Source organism: Chroococcidiopsis sp. (assembly GCF_051657925.1).
In the GTDB taxonomy this organism is placed as follows: Bacteria; Cyanobacteriota; Cyanobacteriia; order Cyanobacteriales; family Chroococcidiopsidaceae; genus Chroococcidiopsis.
In genome coordinates, this window is sequence record NZ_JBOFLP010000133.1 from 1 (window position 1) to 19,095 (window position 19,095).

At 44.3% G+C, this 19,095-nt stretch carries 16 protein-coding genes and 1 pseudogene; 11 read left to right on the top strand and 6 right to left on the bottom strand.

Annotated elements, in window-relative coordinates; genetic code table 11:
* Positions 1-120: pseudogene (locus ACRC32_RS10155) on the top strand (ribulose-phosphate 3-epimerase); the annotation flags it as partial.
* 205 nt (positions 121-325) lie between these two features.
* A complete protein-coding gene (locus tag ACRC32_RS10160; protein ID WP_438553847.1) occupies positions 326-565 on the top strand; it encodes a hypothetical protein in 240 nt (79 codons plus the stop codon).
* A gap of 27 nt (positions 566-592) precedes the next feature.
* On the opposite strand, the gene ACRC32_RS10165 is transcribed toward ACRC32_RS10160, so the two are convergent.
* Positions 593-2,143, bottom strand: a complete 1,551-nt coding sequence (locus ACRC32_RS10165) for a response regulator transcription factor (RefSeq protein WP_438553848.1) — start codon at positions 2,141-2,143, stop codon at positions 593-595.
* A 144-nt stretch (positions 2,144-2,287) separates the two neighbouring features.
* Positions 2,288-3,913 carry a response regulator transcription factor gene (locus ACRC32_RS10170; RefSeq protein WP_438553849.1) on the bottom strand — a complete coding sequence of 542 codons (1,626 nt, stop codon included), beginning with the start codon at positions 3,911-3,913 and terminating at the stop codon, positions 2,288-2,290.
* A gap of 226 nt (positions 3,914-4,139) precedes the next feature.
* Between ACRC32_RS10170 and ACRC32_RS10175 the strand changes: the two genes are divergently transcribed.
* Both ACRC32_RS10175 and ACRC32_RS10180 read left to right on the top strand, forming a co-directional pair.
* Positions 4,140-4,412, top strand: a complete 273-nt coding sequence (locus tag ACRC32_RS10175; protein WP_438553850.1) for a 2TM domain-containing protein — start codon at positions 4,140-4,142, stop codon at positions 4,410-4,412.
* A 161-nt stretch (positions 4,413-4,573) separates the two neighbouring features.
* Positions 4,574-4,882, top strand: coding sequence for a DUF3181 family protein (locus ACRC32_RS10180; protein ID WP_438553851.1), 309 nt, complete (start codon positions 4,574-4,576; stop codon positions 4,880-4,882).
* A 108-nt stretch (positions 4,883-4,990) separates the two neighbouring features.
* Here ACRC32_RS10180 and murJ read toward each other — a convergent pair whose 3' ends face one another.
* Positions 4,991-6,595 carry a murein biosynthesis integral membrane protein MurJ gene (gene murJ / locus ACRC32_RS10185; protein WP_438553852.1) on the bottom strand — a complete coding sequence of 535 codons (1,605 nt, stop codon included), beginning with the start codon at positions 6,593-6,595 and terminating at the stop codon, positions 4,991-4,993.
* Positions 6,596-6,947: 352 nt separating this feature from the next.
* Between murJ and ACRC32_RS10190 the strand changes: the two genes are divergently transcribed.
* Positions 6,948-10,322, top strand: coding sequence for a PAS domain S-box protein (locus tag ACRC32_RS10190; protein ID WP_438553853.1), 3,375 nt, complete (start codon positions 6,948-6,950; stop codon positions 10,320-10,322).
* A 146-nt stretch (positions 10,323-10,468) separates the two neighbouring features.
* On the top strand, positions 10,469-11,560 hold the full coding sequence (locus ACRC32_RS10195) for a hybrid sensor histidine kinase/response regulator (RefSeq protein WP_438553854.1): 1,092 nt from the start codon (positions 10,469-10,471) through the stop codon (positions 11,558-11,560).
* Between the two features lie 33 nt (positions 11,561-11,593).
* Here ACRC32_RS10195 and argJ read toward each other — a convergent pair whose 3' ends face one another.
* Both argJ and gatB read right to left on the bottom strand, forming a co-directional pair.
* On the bottom strand, positions 11,594-12,928 hold the full coding sequence (argJ, locus tag ACRC32_RS10200) for a bifunctional ornithine acetyltransferase/N-acetylglutamate synthase (protein WP_438553855.1): 1,335 nt from the start codon (positions 12,926-12,928) through the stop codon (positions 11,594-11,596).
* Positions 12,929-13,305: 377 nt separating this feature from the next.
* On the bottom strand, positions 13,306-14,790 hold the full coding sequence (gatB, locus tag ACRC32_RS10205) for an Asp-tRNA(Asn)/Glu-tRNA(Gln) amidotransferase subunit GatB (protein ID WP_438553856.1): 1,485 nt from the start codon (positions 14,788-14,790) through the stop codon (positions 13,306-13,308).
* A 242-nt stretch (positions 14,791-15,032) separates the two neighbouring features.
* On the opposite strand from gatB, the gene ACRC32_RS10210 reads away from it, so the two are divergent.
* The 5 genes from ACRC32_RS10210 to ACRC32_RS10230 all read left to right on the top strand — a co-directional run bounded on the left by ACRC32_RS10210 (position 15,033) and on the right by ACRC32_RS10230 (position 18,312).
* Complete coding sequence (locus tag ACRC32_RS10210) at positions 15,033-15,968, top strand: SPFH domain-containing protein (RefSeq protein WP_438553857.1); 936 nt, start codon at positions 15,033-15,035, stop codon at positions 15,966-15,968.
* The gene (locus tag ACRC32_RS10215) at positions 15,965-16,174 is read left to right on the top strand and encodes a hypothetical protein (protein ID WP_438553858.1); all 210 of its coding nucleotides are present in this window, start codon (positions 15,965-15,967) and stop codon (positions 16,172-16,174) included. Before ACRC32_RS10210 ends, ACRC32_RS10215 begins: the two co-directional genes overlap by 4 nt.
* Positions 16,175-16,398: 224 nt before the next feature.
* Positions 16,399-16,779, top strand: coding sequence for a phosphomannose isomerase type II C-terminal cupin domain (locus tag ACRC32_RS10220; protein WP_438553859.1), 381 nt, complete (start codon positions 16,399-16,401; stop codon positions 16,777-16,779).
* A 215-nt stretch (positions 16,780-16,994) separates the two neighbouring features.
* Positions 16,995-17,579, top strand: a complete 585-nt coding sequence (locus ACRC32_RS10225) for a Uma2 family endonuclease (RefSeq protein ID WP_438553882.1) — start codon at positions 16,995-16,997, stop codon at positions 17,577-17,579.
* Between the two features lie 199 nt (positions 17,580-17,778).
* Positions 17,779-18,312: a Uma2 family endonuclease gene (locus ACRC32_RS10230; protein ID WP_438553860.1), complete on the top strand. Its 534-nt coding sequence runs from the start codon at positions 17,779-17,781 to the stop codon at positions 18,310-18,312.
* On the opposite strand, the gene ACRC32_RS10235 is transcribed toward ACRC32_RS10230, so the two are convergent.
* On the bottom strand, positions 18,254-19,093 hold the full coding sequence (locus tag ACRC32_RS10235; protein WP_438553861.1) for an SWIM zinc finger family protein: 840 nt from the start codon (positions 19,091-19,093) through the stop codon (positions 18,254-18,256). The genes ACRC32_RS10230 and ACRC32_RS10235 overlap by 59 nt on opposite strands.
* Positions 19,094-19,095 lie beyond the last annotated feature (2 nt).

Sequence of the window (19,095 nt, forward strand, 5' to 3'; positions counted from 1 at the left end):
GAAGCAGGTGCAAATGCGATCGTAGCTGGTTCAGCAGTGTTCAAAGCTAAAGATTATGCTGAGGCAATCGCAGGCATTCGTAATAGCAAGCGTCCCGCACCTGAGTTGGCAACCGTTTAGAAAACATAGCATTTCTTCTCATTAGAATTGCAATACATTTCAATCGTAGGGGCGTACAGCGTGCGCCCCTACTACTATGTATACTTTTTGAAAGCGGCTATATCTAAATCAGTAATATATTCGGGATTGCCTATTCTTAACTTTGTATTAATTCCATACTTGTAAGATCGAAATTGCTATTCACTGCTCGCGTTAGAGCGAATTTATGAACGACCGATTAGAGCAAATCCTGATTCAACAACTTCATTTGATTACCAAGCTGCAAACCAAAACTGATGAAATTTTGAGCTGGAATACTTCGACTGAATCCGCAGAAGCTACAGCAGCTTATTTTCAAGCTTTGGAAAGCGCGGTTGATGGTTTGGAAAGTTTGTCTGAAGTTTACGAATATTTTGAAGATTGGAGTTTAGCAGAAGACAAAGTTGCAGAAGTTATTTCACCCTAAATTATCAAAATTCTAGCAAAAGTCGAGCTAGGTCGATCGCTCTGACGCGGATAGATGCTTGTGAATCAATTTCACGACCGCATCAGCTTGCACGGGTTTGTCCAGACAGTCGGATGCACCCACGACCATCGCCCGCACGCGATCGATCAAATTACCGCTGAGAATGACGATCGGCGTGTCGCGGAACGCATTAATCCTACGGATGCGCGTGCAAATTTCATAACCATTCAGTTTTGGCATGACGAGATCTAAAAAGATCATGTCTGGTTTTTGACTTAACAAAGTCGCGAGTGCTCGCAAGGGATCTTGAATGTCTAAAAACTGATAGCCCGCATCCGTAATAATGTTTCGCATCACCTCGCACACCAAGGGACTGTCATCAATACACGCGATCGTCGGTTTCAGTGCTATCGGTGTCACTGGTGGTTCTAATACAATCTCTTCAGCCGTAGGCATAGGCAGATCGGGAATGTCTGCCAGTTCCACCATATCGTCCTGAAGGTAGGGTAATAAAGTGTAGGATAATTCTAAAACTTGACGCTTCATGAGTACGGCTAAATCCCGTAGCGTCCGCCTTCCATCTAGCAGTGCAGTCAATTGACGGTAAGTTGTAGCAGAGGTCTTTTGTTGCAGTGATTCTGGCTGTTTGAGTGTTGGTGCTTTATTGGGAGAAATATGCTCCAAATTGGCGTGCTGCCAGCTGTGCAACTGTTGGTAAGCTATCGCTAGGGCTTGTTCGACATCAACTAATAACAATTGCCATCCAAGAGGATTGCCGACCTGTACTTGGTACTTGACGACTTGTCCAGTCTGTAGAATGTCAAAGAGTACTTCCGTAATGCTACTGCGTAAGATCTGCGTCACCTGCTTAGAGCTAATCTGGTGTTGCTTGAGCCACAAACCCAACACTTGATACTCCCATGCTGAGCCAGCAAGCTCGGTTGGTAACTTCATCTGCTTGAGTGAAATTTGCGGACAGTACGTGACTATATGTCTCTGCCATCTACGGATGGGATGTACCCCACCAGTGGCATATAAAACTCGACCGGAGTACAGATAAAAAATCCACTCATGTCCTGAAGTACAGGTGACAGATAGTCTGCCAGTCACTTGAGCTGATTTGAGCGAAAGAAACTCGGCAACAAAAATATTTGCGTTGTCGCGATCGCCATGATGTTCGTCGTGGGATGGTTCCGGTTGGCGTATCGCTGTTTGCTTTTTTAACCGCGCGGCGATCGCCCCTAGTAAATCTTTTTTTGAGAACGGTTTAGTTAGGTAATCATCAGCACCTAATTCCATCCCTTGGCGCAAATGAGTTTTATCTGCTTTGGCTGAGAGAAAAATGAAAGGCATCAGCGCTGTAGTTGGTTCTTCGCGCAGCAACTTTAACACTTCATAGCCGTCTAATTCCGGCATCATCACATCGCACAAAATCAGATCGGGTTTATGTTCCCAAGCCCAGGTAATACCAACGTGACCGTTCTCTGCTGCAACGATTTCGTATCCCTCCGTTGCTAATAGCTCGGTAATATTTTCTCTAACTGCCTGCTCGTCTTCGATGACCAGAATCTTTGTCATTTCGCTCTACCTGCGGATCTCATGCCAGTCTCAGTTATCAGTTATCAGTTATCAGTGGAGAGTGGTGCGTGGTGCGTGGTGCGTGAGAAGAAGCGAGAGATTTCTAACTTACGACTTACGAGTTACGACTTACGACTTTTCTCTTCAGCTCCCTACAGAAATGTGTTTGCCAATCATTTGCAATAACTTTTCTGTTTGTACGGGTTTTTCTAGGTAATCCGAGACTCCTGCTGCTTGCGCTTGGGCGCGGTCGATCGCATTACCACTAAGAATGACAATCGGTGTATCGCGGAAAGCTGCAATTTTACGCAGTCGCGAGCTAATTTCATAGCCGTTCAAGTTGGGCATAACCAGATCTAAGAAAATTAAATCTGGCTTGCGCGTCAATAAAGTTGAGATTGCTCGTAGAGGATCTTGAATTGTTAACACCTGATAGCCTGCGTTGGACAGCATTTGATCCATAGTTTGACAGACGAGAGGGCTGTCATCGATACAAGCAATCAGTAGCGATTTGGCTGCTGTTGATGTGGCAGGTGCAGCTGATGTCGGTGGTGTTGCAGGTTGTGCGGCGGCTGCGTGCGGTAGTGGTAGGTCAGGGAGTTGGACTAGTTCGACAATCTTGGATTGGAAGTAGGGTAAGAGAGACACAGCAACTTCGGCAGCTTGACGCTTCATCAATACTGCGAGTTCGCGCAGCGATCGCTTGCCATCGAGTACTGCTGTCAGTTGACGGTAGACAGCTGGTGAAGTTTGTTGTTGCAATGCTTCTGGCTGTTTGACTAGGGGGGCATAGTTGGGTAGAAGCGAAGTTAGATGGCTCGATTGCCAAGCTTGCCATAGTTTTTGGGCTGGGGTGAAGACTTGCTCCCACTCTAAAGCAAGAAGTTGTAAAGGCAAGGCTTGCTCCGATTTTTGGTAATTGACTTGCCCTGCCTGCATCATGTCAAACAGGACTTCGACAACACAATCGCGCACTATTGGGGCAATGTATTCGCGACCGATTTGTTGTTGTTTCAGTAACAAGCCAAGTAATTGATATTCCCAAGCAGGTCTAGTAAAAAGCTCAGCTGGTAAATTTAATTGAGTCAGTTGAATTTGGGGGCAGTAAGTCGAGACATGCCGCTGCCAGCGCCGCGCTAAATGCATCCCTTCTGTAGCGTACAACAAGCGCCCTTGATGCAAGTAAAAGTCCCAAGACTGAGCCGTAGCACTTTTAACATTTAATTTGCCAGTAAATTGAGCTGATTGGAGTGCTGCTAGTTCCTTAGCGAATGCGTTGAAATCTTGGTATTGAGCTGGTACAGGCGTGGAAGGAGCGTTAATTGTGGGTTGAGGTTCGAGCGAAATGCGATCGCTGTTGAATAGAGAAGCCTGCAAAAGTTCGGCATATTGGACGATCGCATCCCGTCTTTTCAGCCGCGCCGCCACCGTATCTAATAGTTCGTCGGGAGTGAAGGGTTTTGTAATGTAATCGTCGGCTCCCAAGTTCATGCCATAACGGATCTCAGCTTTTTCTACCTTGGCGGAGAGAAAAACAAACGGCAGCAGTGCAGTAGTTGGTTCTTGACGCAGCGATCGCAATACTTCGTACCCATCTAACTCCGGCAGTATCACATCGCACAAAATCAGATCGGGTTTGTGTTCGCTTGCCCAGTCCAAACCAACTTGACCGTTATCAATTCCAACAACCTCATAGCCTCCATCTTCCAAACAGTCTAGGATGTTATCTCTAACCAAACGCTCGTCCTCTATAACTAAGATCTTTTTCATGGGTCTATACCTTAAATTGTCTAAATTCAATAAATTCTTATTTGGCTCATTGTCAATAGCGGCAAGCGAGCATTTTTGTAGAAATGACTGTCTCCATAGAACTTAAATTTGGTTTTGAGAGAGTTTCGTACTTCAGGTTTAGTTTGCCCAGTTTGGCATCGATACTTACTATCCGCAGCAAGAAGTCGATAAAATATAGACAACTCAATCGGTGAACAGCAAACACATGCCTCCTCGTTGGCCCCGTAAACCAGACCGCCGCGATCCTGCCTATCGACGTTTAGACGATCGCATGAACTTTGCTACCCACGTAGCGATTTTCGCTGCCATAAATTCCGGTCTGTGGTTCGTCCACATTCTCAAAACCACAACTTGGGCGTGGTTGCCTTGGTTAACAGGAGGATGGGCAACTGTGTTACTAGGACATTTAATTTACATTGCCGCGATCGCCAACTATTCTGAATCAACTACGCCAGATACACCGCCCAAATCTACCTAGAGAGTCAGTTATCAGTTGTCAGTTATCAGCTATTAGTGAAGAGTGGTAATGGCTAATGAGTAATTGGTGAGTGAGGCAAAGAGGCTTTCTTGCAAGAGGCTTTTGACTTGCAACTTGCGACTCCTCCATTACTCTTCTCAAATAGAAGGAGGTTAAGTTTTATGGCTAAACAAAGTACTTCAGAAGTTATTGAAGCGATCGCAGCTGAAATAGGCGAAAACGTATATATAGATATCGCCAAATGGCATCTTTATCTTGCCGATGCCAAACTTCATACCCTGCTTGCCGAACAACTCTATCCCATTTTGACGGCGCGATCGCTCTCAGAAGATCGAGTCCAGCAAATTTTACAAAATATTCCCGTTAAACTTGGGGGTGGGAAAAAAGAAATCCCCCTAATTGACTTGATACCAGCCCGAGGTCAAACTGACTTGATGGAGATTTTGGAGAAATACCAAAACGATATGTAAGGGTAATTGATAATGGGTAATTGGTTGACAGTTGCTCTTTCTCCCTCAGCTCCCTACTCCCTGCTCCCTTAGCTCCCCCAGCCTCCTCAGCTCCCGACTCCCGACTTCCTACTCCCGACTCCCGACTCCCCTTTTAGTTAGTCGAGCCACTAAAAAATCGATTTCTGGCAATTTCATTCGAGTGGCGATGAGGGCAAAAATTCCTATGCCTACTAACCCAGAAGCGATCGTTTGCAGCAGTAGTAAAACTAATCCCTGACTACCGAAGAAATATTGCAAACTCCAAAGAGTCCCCCAGCTAGCGACTCCTGCGGTAAAACCACTGGCAATTAAACCTAAAATGGGTAAACTCCATTGCCGCAATGGTAAGCCGTGGAGTTTACGATGCAAGATACCCAAAAACACCAGCGTCGAAATCGTATTGACTCCTACTGTTGCCAGTGTAATTCCAGGCGCGCCAAAAGGTTTGATGAGAATAAAATCTAGTAGAGCGTTGAGAAATATATTTAACAAACCAACGCGGAAGGGCGTTTCTCCATCTCCCAAGGCGTAAAATACTCGTACCAAGACATCGCGCCCTAAGTAGACAAACATACCAATGCCGTAGGCAACTAAAATTGAAGCTACGAGTTGCGAATCATCTTGTTGAAAGGCTCCGCGTTCGTAAACGATTCGGACGATTGGCATCGCTAGAGCTGCAAACAAAGCTCCTAAAGGCAGCATTGTGAGAGCCGTTAGAATCAATCCCTGGCGCAGTCGCGATTTCAGATTGTGCCACTCCAACGGATCGGCAAGCCGAGAGAGAATTGTAAATAAGGGGAGCAAAATCACATTGGAAATGATGCCGAGGGGAGTCTGAACGATCAAGTTAGCGTAGTTGAAAGCAGCAGCAGCCCCAGGAATGCCGGAAGCAAAGAAATAATCGGTGAACAGATTAATTTGTAGCATCCCAGAAGCAAAAACAGCCGGAGCCATCAACTTAACTGCTTGCTGCACGCCAGGAGAGCGAAAATCGAACCGCAACCGCAGCGTACCAAGTCGTAATCGCCACTGCACGATTAGTTGTACGATCCACTGAAGCAATGCCCCTGCTAGCGTTCCCCAGGCTAAAACTTGCCCTCCAATTGCCACATAAGCAGGAGAAATTATTTGGTTCCCCAAGGATAAATATAAGATTCCCAGCCCCAAAATAATCGTGATGCTAGAAAGTACGGGACTGAGAGACAGCAACCAGTATTGATTGGCAGTATTGAGCGTGCCAAAACCAATCCCAATTAATCCCGATAGTAAAATCATCGGCGACATAATTCGCAATTGCTCGGCGGCGATCGCGTGGGCTGTCTGGCTCAATTGCGGACCCACCAAATAAATCAATCCATCCGCCGACAAGAACAGGGCGATGGATACGAGCAACAACACTCCGCTAACTAGAGTCGTGATGCTTTCCACTAGGGGAGCGGCTTCCTGTTTGCTACGCTTTTCTAAGATGCTGACAATCGTGGTGTGGATCGGACCATTCACACCTCCCAGCAAGATTAAAAAGAAACTAGGAATGATATAGGCATAGTTGTAGGCATTAGCAGCTATACCCGTACCGAAAGCCGCCGCGATCGCCTGTTGGCGGAACAAGGCAACTAATTTACTCAGCAGGGTTGCGATCGCAACAATCCCCGCAATTCCAGCTAAAGTTCGAGATTTCTGTTGATTGGTCACAAAAAATAGGGAGCAGGGAGCAGGGAGCAGGGAGTAGGGATATGAGAGTTGAGGGAGAGTCGCGAAGCTGAGGGAGAAAAACTACGCACCACACACCACTCTTCACTACTCGCTTGCCACATAACATTTAAACTCAGAATTCTCAATCTTTCACATTGCCAGCAGTAAAAATGTAAGTCAACGCCAAAACTTGGGAATACTAACTGTTAAGAGTAACCCTTGGAGAATTCGGCTTTGGAATTCTGAATTAACTGGTCGCCGGTCACTAGTCGCTGACAATCTTTGTAAAGACATGACATATAACGTCTCAAAACTGATAACTGATAACTGACAACTGTGTAGGGAGATGACGGTGAAAGATCCACTGCCTAGCAACGAAATAGATAGACTTCATGCCCTACAGAGGTACGATATTCTGGATACTGCACCAGAGCAGGCGTTTGACGATCTCACTCGTTTGGTTGCCCAAATTTGCCAAACTCCTACAGCACTCATTAGTTTGGTCGATGCCGATCGTCAATGGTTTAAGTCTCAAATTGGTTTAACTATTCCAGAAACTCCTCGTCATATCGCCTTTTGCGATCGGGCGATTGGAGAACGCCACTTGCTGATCGTGCCTGATGCTTGCCAAGATGAGCGTTTTGCTGAGAACCCGCTGGTAATTGGAGAACCAAAAATTCGGTTTTATGCGGGTGCACCGCTGGTGACATCGGACAATTTTGCTTTGGGAACTCTCTGCGCGATCGACTACGTACCTCGCGAGTTGAGTCCCCAACAATTGGAGGCTTTGGAAATTCTAGCGCGTCAGGTCATGACACAGTTGGAGCTAAGACGGAATTTCATCGATTTACAGCAGGCACATCAACGGCAGCGGCAAACTGAATTTGCCCTGCGACAGAGCCAAGAACGTTATCGAGATTTATTTGAAAATGCTAGCGATTTGATTCAATCGGTTACGCCAGATGGCAGATTTATCTATGTCAACCGCGCCTGGAAAGAAACTCTTGGCTATAGTGAAGCAGAACTTGCCGAGCTAAAAATTTACGACATTATTCATCCCGATAGCTTGTGTCACTGCCTAGAAGTCTTTGGGTGCATCCTGACTGGCGAGAAATTCGCGCAAGTTGAAACAATTTTTGTTACCAAGCAAGGCGAAAAAATTTGGGTTGAAGGTAGCATTAACTGTCAATTTGTCGAGTCTCAACCAACTGCGACTCGCGGAATTTTTCGTAATATTAGCGATCGCAAAGCTGCGGAATTAGCCCTACATGATGCTTATTGTCAGTTAGAAACCAAAGTTGCCGATCGTACTGCCGAACTGGTCAGCATCAACCAGCAACTCCACAGTGAAATGGCAGAACGTCACCGCGCTGAGGCAGAAGTCCGGCTGTTACAAAAAATCGCTCAGGCGATCGGAGATGCCCAAAACTTCCATGCTGCTCTGGGAGTGGCACTGCGTCAGATCTGCGAATTTACGGGTTGGAGTTATGGTGAGGCGTGGATTCCCAGTGCAGAGAACGATATCCTTCAGAGCAGTCCTGCTTGGTATGGCAAGCATTACAACGTCACAAGCTTCCGTAGTTCGAGCAAGAAATTTAAATTCTCCCCTGGAGTTGGTTTAATCGGTCATGTTTGGCGTTTTCAGCAACCGCATTGGGTTCCGAGTCTAGAAGACGAGACCGAGGTGGCGATCGTGCGCAGCCATTTAGCACGGGCTGCTGGTCTCAAAGCAAGTTTAGCCATTCCCATCGTCGCCGATCGTGCTGCGGATAAATCGGAAGTACTGGCTGTCATCGCCTTTTTCATGTCCGAATCTTGCGCTGAAGACAAGCATCAAGTCGAGATCGTCTCAACTGTGGCTACCCAGCTAGGCGGACTAATGCAACGCAAGCGAGCGGAAGAGGGACTGCATGAGAGCGAATCTCGGTATCGTGCTGTAGTCAAGCAAACTGCTGAAGGAATTTGTCTTGTCGATATCGAGACAAAACGTATTTTGGAAGCAAATGATGCTTTTGCGCGTTTCCTCGGTTATTCTCCCGAGCAGCTTTTACAACTGACGCTATACGAGATTTTCGCTGGCGAGCGCCTGACAATCGATCGCAATGCCCAGCGCGCGCTGAGGGGAAAAAATCTATTCTTAGGAGAAGTGCCACATCATCGCAGCAATGGGAGCGTGGCTTATGCAGAGGTTCATCTCAATTCAATTTTTTATGGTGGCAAAGAAGTTTTTTGCATCGTTGCCCACGATGTGACAGAACGCCAGCAAGTACAAGAGGCATTGCGGCAGAGCGAGGAGCGGTTGCAAGCAATTTTAGATAACTCTACAGCATTAATTTACGTCAAAGATTTAGAAGGCAAATATCTCACGATCAATTCTTGGTACGGGATTCTCTTCCATTTAGATCGAACTGAGGCAATTGGCAAAACTGACTACGAGATCTTCCCGCCAGAAATTGCTGAGGTGCTGCGAACCAACGATCGCCAGGTGTTAGAGACAAAATCGGCATTGGATTGGGAAGAGGTACTACCCCACGATGACGGTTTGCATACTTACCTTTCAGTTAAGTTTCCCCTATTCAACGCTGCTGGCGAACCCTACGCTGTTGGAGGTATTTCTACCGATATTACCGAGCGCAAGCGAGCAGAAGAAGCTCTCCGTTCTAGCCTTGCTACTAACCGCGCTCTGATCAATGCGATTCCCGATTTAATGTTTCGCATGAGTAGCGATGGAATTTTTGTCAACTACAAAGTTTCTAAAGCAGAAGAGTTAATTGTTCCGCCAAACCAGTTTTTGGGTAAACGAATTGATGAAGTACTGCCATCAGAAATAGCTCAGCCAACAATGTACTACATTCAGCAAGCCTTAACTACGGGAGAATTGCAAATCTTTGAATACCAACTTTACACTGAAGACGAAATGCGCGATTACGAAGCGCGAATTGTCGTGAGTGCAGAAAATGAAGTGATGGCGATCGTCCGCAACATTACCGATCGCAAGCGAACTGAAGCAGAAATGCAGCACACGCTGGCTAAAGAAAAAGAACTTAGCGAACTCAAGTCTCGCTTTGTCACCATGACTTCTCATGAATTCCGCACGCCATTAACCACTATCTTGTCTTCAGCCGAATTGATGGAAGATTTCGGCTCTCAATGGGCGGAAGAAAAGAAACTTCTGCACTTACGACGCATTGTCACCACCGTCAAGCACATGAATCAACTTTTAGATGATGTTTTGTTAATTGGGAAAGCCGAAGCGGGCAAACTAGAGTGTAACCCAATCGAACTGGATATCGTCCAGTTCTGCCGCGAGCTAGTAGAGGAGATGCAAATGATTGCTGACAGCCACACAATTCACTTGAATTCTCAATGTGAATCTAGCGAGGTGGCGTTGGATGAAAAGTTATTGCGCCATATTTTGATTAATTTATTATCAAATGCAATTAAATATTCTCCTACTAGTAGTATCGTCAGTTTCAATCTGAATGTTGATGCGGAAAAAGTTATATTTCAGGTGCGGGATCGAGGCATCGGAATTCCCAAAAGCGATCGCGAACAGTTATTTCAATCCTTCTATCGAGCTAGCAATGTCGGCACGATTTCCGGTACGGGTTTGGGTTTAGCCATTGTTAAAAGAGCGGTCGATTTGCACTGCGGCAATATTACTGTTGAAAGTGAAGTTGGAATCGGAACGACTTTTATAGTTTCTCTTCCTTATGAAAGCAGTTAGGAGTGAGGAGAATTCGAGCTGTATTTATAAAGTCATAAATTTGCAATATGGTATTCAAGTTTTCTCTTTAAATTCTGGCTATTAACTTCAGAATATCTCTTTAAAAATTCAGTTTTTACCTACTCAATTAATTAGGAAAGATCGCCATGAGCCGAATTTTAGTGATTGAAGATGAACTATCAGTTCGAGAAAATATACTCGCCCGTTTGGAAGCAGAAGGATTTGATACTCTTGATGCAGAAAATGGTTTGAAGGGCTATCAAATGGCATTAGCGCATAAGCCAGATCTAATTATTTGCGATGTAATGATGCCAGAAATGGATGGCTATGGGGTACTAACTATGGTACGTCAAAACCCCCTTACAGCATCAACTCCATTTATCTTTCTAACAGCTAAAGCTGATAAATTAGACGTGCGCCAAGGCATGGAAATGGGGGCAGATGACTACATCAGCAAACCATTTACCCGCACGGAACTATTGGGTGCGATCGCAGCGCGATTACAAAAGCAAGCGTTTGTTGCTCAACAGTCAGAAAAAAAGCTAGCCGAGTTACGCAGAAGTATTACCGATGCTCTGCCGCAAGAACTGTTGTTACCTTTAAGCGAAGTCTTATCTTTTTCTAAAGTCCTAGTTGAAAGTTACGATACAATAAAACCTCAAGAACTATTAGAAACAGCCCAAAATTTACATAATTCTTCTCAACGCCTGCAAAGAATGATTGAGAATTTTATTATGTACGCTCAAATTGAACTATTAGCAACTAATCCTGAAGAACTACAAGCTTTACGTAGTTGTCAAACCCTCAACCCTAGCGATATTATCTTTGCTATAGCAATTCAAAAGGCAAAACAATATCAACGAGAAGCAGATTTAATTTTACAAGTTGCTAATTCTAACGTCAAAATTGCGAAGCGAGACTTGAAAAAAGCGATCGAAGAAATTATCGATAATGCTTTCAAATTCTCCGAAGCTGGCACATCTATTCATGTCAAAGCTGCCACCGAAAAAGATGGATTCAAAATTAGTATTACTAACTACGGACGCGCTATGTCTACCGAACAAATTGCTAGTATTGGCGGTTATATGCAATTCGAGCGCAAATTTTACGAACAACAGGGTTTAGGTTTGGGTTTAATTTTGGCAAAACGCATCACAGAATTACATGGAGGTAAATTATTTATTGAAAGTGGCGGGATAGAAGTGAAGACAACTGTAAGCGTGCTGTTGCAAAGGTAGGAGTGAGGAGCTAACGCTCCTCGCTCCTCATCCCTAAGTAGTATACTCAGCATTAATCTTCACGTAGTCGTAGCTGAGATCGCAGCCCCAGGCTATGCCAGAACCGGAACCACTACCAATACTGACGGTAATAATGACTGTTTCGTCTTGAAAGCGATCGCCTCCACTTTGACGCTCGAAAGCTTTTGTTTCTCCGTCTTTAACCGCTAATAATTCATTACTCTGAGCAGTACTGACGGTTTCTACTTGAGGCTGTTGTGCTGCTTTTTGCTTTAAGTATGCACTGGCGGCGGCGCGATCGAAGTCTAGAGGTTGACCATTTTCCATTAAGAGAAAATCTCCTAGTTGAATTCTGAGATTTTCTGGCTCGAAGGGAACTCCCGCACGTCCCGCCGCGGCTGCAATCCTTCCCCAGTTGGGATCGCGTCCGAATATTGCTGATTTAACTAGGGAAGAACCAGCAATCGTTTTCGCTACCTGACGAGCAGCTTTTTCGTCGGTTGCTCCTGTGACTTGTACTTCAATTAAACAGGTTGCGCCCTCCCCATCGCGGGCGATCGCTTTGGCTAAATGCTGACATACGGCTGTGAGCATGGCTTCTAACTTTTCTGCCTCTGCACCCATCTCGGTAATTGCTGGGGTGCGCGATTGTCCATTTGCCAAAGCAATTAAACAATCGTTGGTACTGGTATCGCCATCGACAGTAATTTGATTAAAACTTTTATCGGCAGCTCGACTTAGCATATGCTGCCATAATGCGGGAGAGACAGTCGCATCGCAGGTGACAAAGGCTAGCATTGTCGCCATGTTTGGATGGATCATACCCGAACCCTTGGCAATGCCACCCATCCGAACGGGGCGATCGCCCATTGTTGTTTCTAAAGCAATGGATTTTGTTACCAAATCTGTAGTGACGATCGCTTGTGCAGCAGCATCTCCACCTGTTTCAGAAGCTTCGGTAACCAGTTGAGGAATGCCAGCGTGCATTTTATCCATCAAAATGCGCTTGCCAATTACCCCAGTAGAGGCAAGCAACACCGATTCTGAGGGAATACTCAATGCTTGTCCTAATGCCATTGCACACTCTAGGGCATCCAACCAGCCTTGAGAACCCGTTGCAGCATTAGCTTGCCCTGCATTGCAAAGAATTGCCCTAGCGCTGGGTTTGTCTTGCAATCTTTGCTTGCAGTAATCGACACAAGCAGCACGAACTTGAGACGTGGTAAACACACCTGCGGCGATCGCTTCTACATCTGACAAAATTAGAGCCAGATCGGGCAGTCCTGAAGGCTTTAACCCTGCTCTAATTCCCGCTGCCTTGTAACCCCTTGGCGCAGTAATTCCGCCGCTTATCTCATGCCATGCCATGTTCTCTTTCCCAATGCATAGCCTGCGATTATATCAGAAGGGGTGAGGGGTAAGGAGTGAGGATTTTTGCGATTTGAGGCGATCGCGCGGCTATTCCATTTATCGGTCTATCAGTTATCAGTTATCAGTTATCAGGGAGCTTCTGAGCAGGTGAAGAAATCTGATTTTTGACTTCTTCTCTTACCAATACTCACTGCTCACTTAAAACAGCCAAAAAAAAAGAGAGTCAGTTCGGTGACTCTCCCAATCATCAGGGTGCATCTACTCAGTAGAATATAACAGGTGGTGTGTAAAGAATCTTACGGCTTTCTACTGTGTTTTCTTAAAGATCCGATGAAGAATTGCCATGTTGAAGAGGGATGAGAAGCGAGGAGCCTCTATTTATTGAGCTTTTCCGCTAACAGTTGGTTTGTCAGTTTCGGATCTGCACGTCCGCCTGTTTGTTTCAGTACTTGCCCGACGAAAAAGCCGAGAAGCTTGGTTTTGCCGTTACGGTACTGTTCTAGTTCTTTGGGATTGGCAGCGATGACTTGTTCGACGATCGTTTCAATAGCGCTGCGATCGGAAATTTGAATTAATCCTTTACGTTCTACTAGCTCCTTCGCCGAACCACCTTGAGTTAGTAGTTCAGGCAAGATATCTTTAGCAATTTTGCCGCTGATTGTATTGCCTTCAATCAACTGGATCAATTCTGCTAGCATTTCTGGTTTGAGCGCAATTTCACCAATACTGAGTTTATTGCTATTTAGGTAAGCTGCAATATCTCCCATGATCCAGTTGGCAGCTTGTTTTGCCGAGGCTCCAGCTGCTACCGTCGCTTCAAAATATTCCGATACCGATCGCTCGTCAGTTAATACGCGAGTATCGTAGGCAGAAAGTCCTAGTTCGCTTTCATAACGATGGCGTTTTTGGGCTGGTAATTCTGGCAACTCAGCACGCCATTTTTCTAACTGTTCTTTGGAAACTTCAATCGGCGCTAGATCGGGTTCGGGGAAATAGCGGTAATCGCTAGAACCCTCTTTAGTCCGCATACTAACAGTGCGTTGACTGCCTTCTTCCCATAGCCTGGTTTCTTGAACGATTCTTTCTCCAGACTCTACAGCCGCAATTTGCCGTTCGATCTCGTATTCAATCGCCCGTTGAATGGCGTTGAACGAGTTCATATTTTTAATTTCTACCTTCGTGCCAAACTCTTTTTGTCCGACAGGACGCACGGAGATATTGACATCGCAACGTAAAGAGCCTTCTTGCATATTGCCGTCACTGACATCCAAATAGCGCAAGATCCGGCGTAGTTCTTGGGCATATTCCGCCGCTTCTTGTCCAGAACGCATATCGGGTTCTGACACAATTTCCACTAAAGGCACGCCAGCACGGTTGTAGTCTACCAAAGAGTAAGTAGAACCAGACAGGCGATCGCTCCCCCCATGTACCAGCTTGCCCGCATCCTCTTCCATGTGCAAGCGCGTGATGCCAATGCGTTTGCGGATGGGGTTGTTATCCGCATCGACAAGCTCGATTTCTAGCCAACCGTGTTCGGCAATTGGCAAGTCATACTGAGAAATTTGATAATTCTTCGGTAAGTCGGGATAAAAATACTGTTTGCGATCGAACTTGCTATAAGGTGCGATTTGACAATTTAACGCCAAACCCGCCTTCACTGCGTATTCCAATACCTTCTCATTCAATACGGGCAACACTCCAGGTAAACCCATACAAATTGGATCGATATTTGTATTTGGAGGCGAACCAAACTCAGTAGAACTACTAGAAAAAATTTTCGTATTCGTATTCAGCTGGCAATGGGTTTCTAAACCAATAACCGCCTCATACTTGGTCTTTGTCGGTGCAGCAGTAGTCATATTTTTATATTTACCGCTCTGATGATTACACTCACATTACTGTAGCAAGGTAATTGGTAGTTGGTAGTTGGTATTTATCTGCGTTCATCCGCGTCCATCTGCGTCCATCCGCGTTCCAAACTTTCTCACACTTGGTACGAGTAATCATATTACTATGATATCACATTGACATCAAATAAGTTTTATATTATCGTGATATCACTTTGTTATCAATTCATAAAAATTGCTAGGAGTACAGATGTATGGAACGGATGAAAGAGCGTCCTGCCTTTAAAATTGATGGGTTTGTGGCGCTGGTAGTATTGGGCGCGATCGCCATTTTGGCGATTTGGTGGCTGTGGACGACCATTCAAGGATGGGAGGCAATATTAGGTAGAACTCTGAAAATTACCGATTTACTGGGAGAAGACACCACTGCTGAAATTGGTGCATGGTTGGGAGCAATTTTAATAGCAGTCATCATTCCCACATTTTCGGGGTTCTTTACGGTGGAACCAAACCAAGCAGTTGTAGTAACATTTTTGGGTCGTTATGCTGGTAGCGTTAGAGAAGCAGGATTTTGGTGGACTAACCCTTTTACCCGCAAACGCAAGATTTCATTGCGAGTACGCAACTTTAACAGCAAAATTCTCAAAGTCAACGACGCTCAAGGTAGCCCAATTGAAATTGCAGCTGTAATCGTGTGGCAAGTTGTAGATTCAGCCAAATCTTATTTTGAAGTAGACGACTACGAAGAGTTTGTTGCTATCCAAAGTGAAACAGCAATTCGTGCCTTAGCCATCCGCTACCCCTATGACACAGGTAATGATGAGAGTATACCTTCGCTGCGTGGCATCCCTGACGAAGTGGCGCGATCGCTCCAACAAGAGTTACAAGCACGCTTAGAAGTCGCCGGAGTAGAGATTATCGAAGCCAGATTGTCTCACCTCGCCTATGCGCCAGAAATTGCTCAAGCAATGCTCCGCCGCCAACAAGCTAAAGCAATCATTGATGCTAGACGGCAGATTGTCGATAGTGCTGTGGGGATGGTTGACGAAGCATTAAGAAGGTTGAGCGAACAACAAATCGTCGAATTGGATGAGGAGCGCAAAGCCACAATGGTGAATAATTTACTCGTGGTTTTAACCTCGGAACAAAATGCTCAGCCTGTAGTCAATACTGGTAGTTTGTATACATGAGCCAAAAAAAACGTTTTTTGCTGCGTCTAGACTTGAAACTGTATGAAGTGCTAGAAAAATGGTCGGCTGACGAACTCAGAAGTGTCAACGCTCAAATTGAATACTTGCTTTCAGATGCAGCACGGAAGACAGGAAGATGGAAGGAAGATCGATATAAAAAAACTTCTGAATCATCCCAGGAAAAGATAGATTCAGAAGATTTGTAGCGATCGGTTAATCTAGATATTTAGCTCGAAATATCAAAGTTTTAGTCACAAAATTTTTATTGGGCTGAAACTAGTCCAGACAAATACCCAAAAAGCCGATCGTGAAGAATGCATTTTGAAGTTTAAATAAATTTGAAGATTTGGTTAACCAACCTTCTGTTTCAGAGCGAAAATGCCATACTTCTGCTATTAATGACGATCGATGTTTATTTCCAAAATTATTTATGACTAACAATGGTAATCAGGCTCAACTAGATGTAATTGAATCTTCTCCACATGCAGGTCAGAGATATTGGGGTCTGGTTGAAGTGATAGAAGAAGGGGAAACTTATAGAATTAATCGGATTGAAATTAAGCCGAAGCACCGAATTAGACCGCAAATTCACTATCATCGCAGCGAACATTGGGTTGTTGTCTCCGGTACAGCTAAAATCAACTGCGGCGATGAAGAAAAGTTATTGCACCGGAATGAGTCAACATATGTACCCGTAGCAACACTTCATAGTATTGAAAATCCTGGGGCAATTCCCTTAATTTTACTAGAAATTCAAAATGGCGAGTATATGGGTGAAGATGATACAGAGCGTCCTTATGAATTGACTTGATTTGAGAGTCGCGAGAGGCAATTCGCAACTTTGCTGGCGACAATATTGAGAAAGTGCGCTCTTTACCTAGAGACAACGAGTATCTTATCTAGCCAGAATCAAATATCAATCATTATGATATCCTACATGGCGATCGCAAGCGAGGGGGCGAGTCCTAGTTAGGATAATGGACAAAGTCTTATGATGCAAGTAAAGTTGTGAAGGCGATCGCTCCTATGAATGCTCCTACTCTCAAACGCTTTACTTTGGCTGAGTATCACCGTTTAGCAGAACTGGGATTTTTGGGTGAAGACGACCGAATTGAGTTAATTCAGGGACAAATTATTAAAATGTCCGCCAAAGGAACCGCTCATGAAGTTTGTATTACGCGGTTACTACGAGAATTACCAAGATTGTTAGGCGATCGCGCTACTTTACGCAGTCAATCACCGTTAATTCTACTACCGGATAGCGCACCAGAAGCAGACTTTGCGATCGTACAAAATCGTGCTGATGATTATCTTAGCTCCCATCCTGAGCCAGCAGATGTCTTGCTCGTAATTGAAATTTCAGATTCTTCTCTAAGTTATGACCAAGAAGTTAAATTGTCTCTTTATGCTGAAGCAAGAATTTCTGATTATTGGATATTTAACTTAGTAGAAAATCATCTCGAAGTTTACAGCGAACCTTATCAAGATTTACAGAATAAGTTTGGATATGGAATAAAGCGGATTGTTTTACCTAATCGAGCGATCGCGCTTTCCTGTTTTCCCGATTTATTACTCGATTTATCCAAGATTTTTGCAGGGATTAGAGGTTAAAGATAGGATGATATCTTGCATCTGCTTGTATCACACACGAAAATTAAATAAAAGTAGATACTTAGAAGAAGGACGAGAGAATTAGAGAAAATCAAAACGATTGCGATCGCCTTCTTTTCTACCGTTAGAGCGATCGTACTGAATACAATAAAAATATAATCAAAATTACCTAGCAGTTGCGATCGCAGAGAAAAAATATATGTCTCAGTCATCGATTTCCACGTCTGCTAAAATTTTGACTTTTCAAGAGTATCTTTTTTACCAAGGAAAACCAGATGTTCTTTACAAACTATTCCGAGGTCATTTAATTCCAAGGGCAACGCCTACAATTTTACACGTTCGTATTTGTCAATTTCTGGTTTATCAGTTACAACACTATTTTGCAACTCACAATCTTTCCTTGGTAGCAGTAACTCCTGTTGGAGTAAGAACAGAGGAAGATTCATCTCGGATTCCTGATGTTGTAGTATGCAATCAAAGTCTATGGGAACAAGCTAGTAATAGACTAGGTGCAGGAGTACTTGACTTTAGTGAAGTTCCTCAATTAGTTGTTGAAGTAGTTAGTGAAAATTGGCGCGAAGACTACATTCGCAAACGTGCAGAGTATGCTTTAATTGATGTTCTTGAATATTGGATTGTCGATTATCTTCTGGCATCTGCCTCCTGCCTTCTGTCTACATTACGTCTTTATTTTTCGTTCTCACTCGCTGATACAATTCTTCCATTACCGTAATAAAAGAAGTATCTTTTTGCCAAAAAGCGGGGTAGTCTCCCTGTTTTTTAACTACAATTGCTGGAATCATTGCTGGTTCGGCTACTTCAATATTTGATGGTAGGCGCTTGGTTCCAAGCCAGAATTCTCTAGAATTTATTTGCTCTATCGTAGGCATTTGTTCGAGTTTTGTATAGTAAGATGTTGCTGCTACTAAAGGAATTTCTTTAGTAGTTAACTCGGAAGATAAAACCTGACCCAAAGGAGATTTGACGAGTTCTGATTGTAATTCTTCCTTAGATAAACCCCTCAATTCAAATAAGAGAAATGGGTTGTGGTCGAGTTGAGATGCAACTAAGTAATAAACACCTGCAATATGTTTGCAAGGGTTAGCATAATCGGGACAACTACAGCTAGTCTTGAAATCTTTTCTACTATGTGGTAATAAATGCAATCCTAAGTCAGTAAAAGCTGAGTCGATACTGTCTGGTACTTCATTCATTAACAATTTTGACACAAAACTAGCTTTAGAAGAAACGTACTTAACTGCTTTCGACCAACTCGCTTTATCAATTGGTGCGATCTCGATTTTCGTATCGTATTTTGGTTCTTTATATACACCAAAGTAGGGGTTGATCGAACCCCGCACTTTAGCCGTAATTTTGTTGCCGTCAATTTTATATTCAATGATTTTACCATTGCTGGCATAGGAACGTCCGCGCCCTAGTCTGCCAGAATCGCTGAATGCTTCTAAGGCTTCTATAAAACGTTTTCCCCACCAAGTACGACTAAATTTAGCCATAA

Excerpts from the sequence above, each read along its gene's own strand:
- ACRC32_RS10160 (WP_438553847.1), top strand. The coding sequence starts at position 326 with ATGAACGACCGATTAGAGCAAATCCTGATTCAACAACTTCATTTGATT.
- ACRC32_RS10220 (WP_438553859.1), top strand. The coding sequence starts at position 16,399 with ATGACTAACAATGGTAATCAGGCTCAACTAGATGTAATTGAATCTTCT.
- ACRC32_RS10170 (WP_438553849.1), bottom strand. The coding sequence starts at position 3,913 with ATGAAAAAGATCTTAGTTATAGAGGACGAGCGTTTGGTTAGAGATAAC.
- ACRC32_RS10230 (WP_438553860.1), top strand. The coding sequence starts at position 17,779 with ATGTCTCAGTCATCGATTTCCACGTCTGCTAAAATTTTGACTTTTCAA.
- argJ (WP_438553855.1), bottom strand. The coding sequence starts at position 12,928 with ATGGCATGGCATGAGATAAGCGGCGGAATTACTGCGCCAAGGGGTTAC.
- gatB (WP_438553856.1), bottom strand. The coding sequence starts at position 14,790 with ATGACTACTGCTGCACCGACAAAGACCAAGTATGAGGCGGTTATTGGT.
- ACRC32_RS10180 (WP_438553851.1), top strand. The coding sequence starts at position 4,574 with ATGGCTAAACAAAGTACTTCAGAAGTTATTGAAGCGATCGCAGCTGAA.
- ACRC32_RS10235 (WP_438553861.1), bottom strand. The coding sequence starts at position 19,093 with ATGGCTAAATTTAGTCGTACTTGGTGGGGAAAACGTTTTATAGAAGCC.
- ACRC32_RS10195 (WP_438553854.1), top strand. The coding sequence starts at position 10,469 with ATGAGCCGAATTTTAGTGATTGAAGATGAACTATCAGTTCGAGAAAAT.
- ACRC32_RS10225 (WP_438553882.1), top strand. The coding sequence starts at position 16,995 with ATGAATGCTCCTACTCTCAAACGCTTTACTTTGGCTGAGTATCACCGT.
- ACRC32_RS10215 (WP_438553858.1), top strand. The coding sequence starts at position 15,965 with ATGAGCCAAAAAAAACGTTTTTTGCTGCGTCTAGACTTGAAACTGTAT.
- ACRC32_RS10210 (WP_438553857.1), top strand. The coding sequence starts at position 15,033 with ATGGAACGGATGAAAGAGCGTCCTGCCTTTAAAATTGATGGGTTTGTG.
- ACRC32_RS10165 (WP_438553848.1), bottom strand. The coding sequence starts at position 2,143 with ATGACAAAGATTCTGGTCATCGAAGACGAGCAGGCAGTTAGAGAAAAT.
- ACRC32_RS10175 (WP_438553850.1), top strand. The coding sequence starts at position 4,140 with ATGCCTCCTCGTTGGCCCCGTAAACCAGACCGCCGCGATCCTGCCTAT.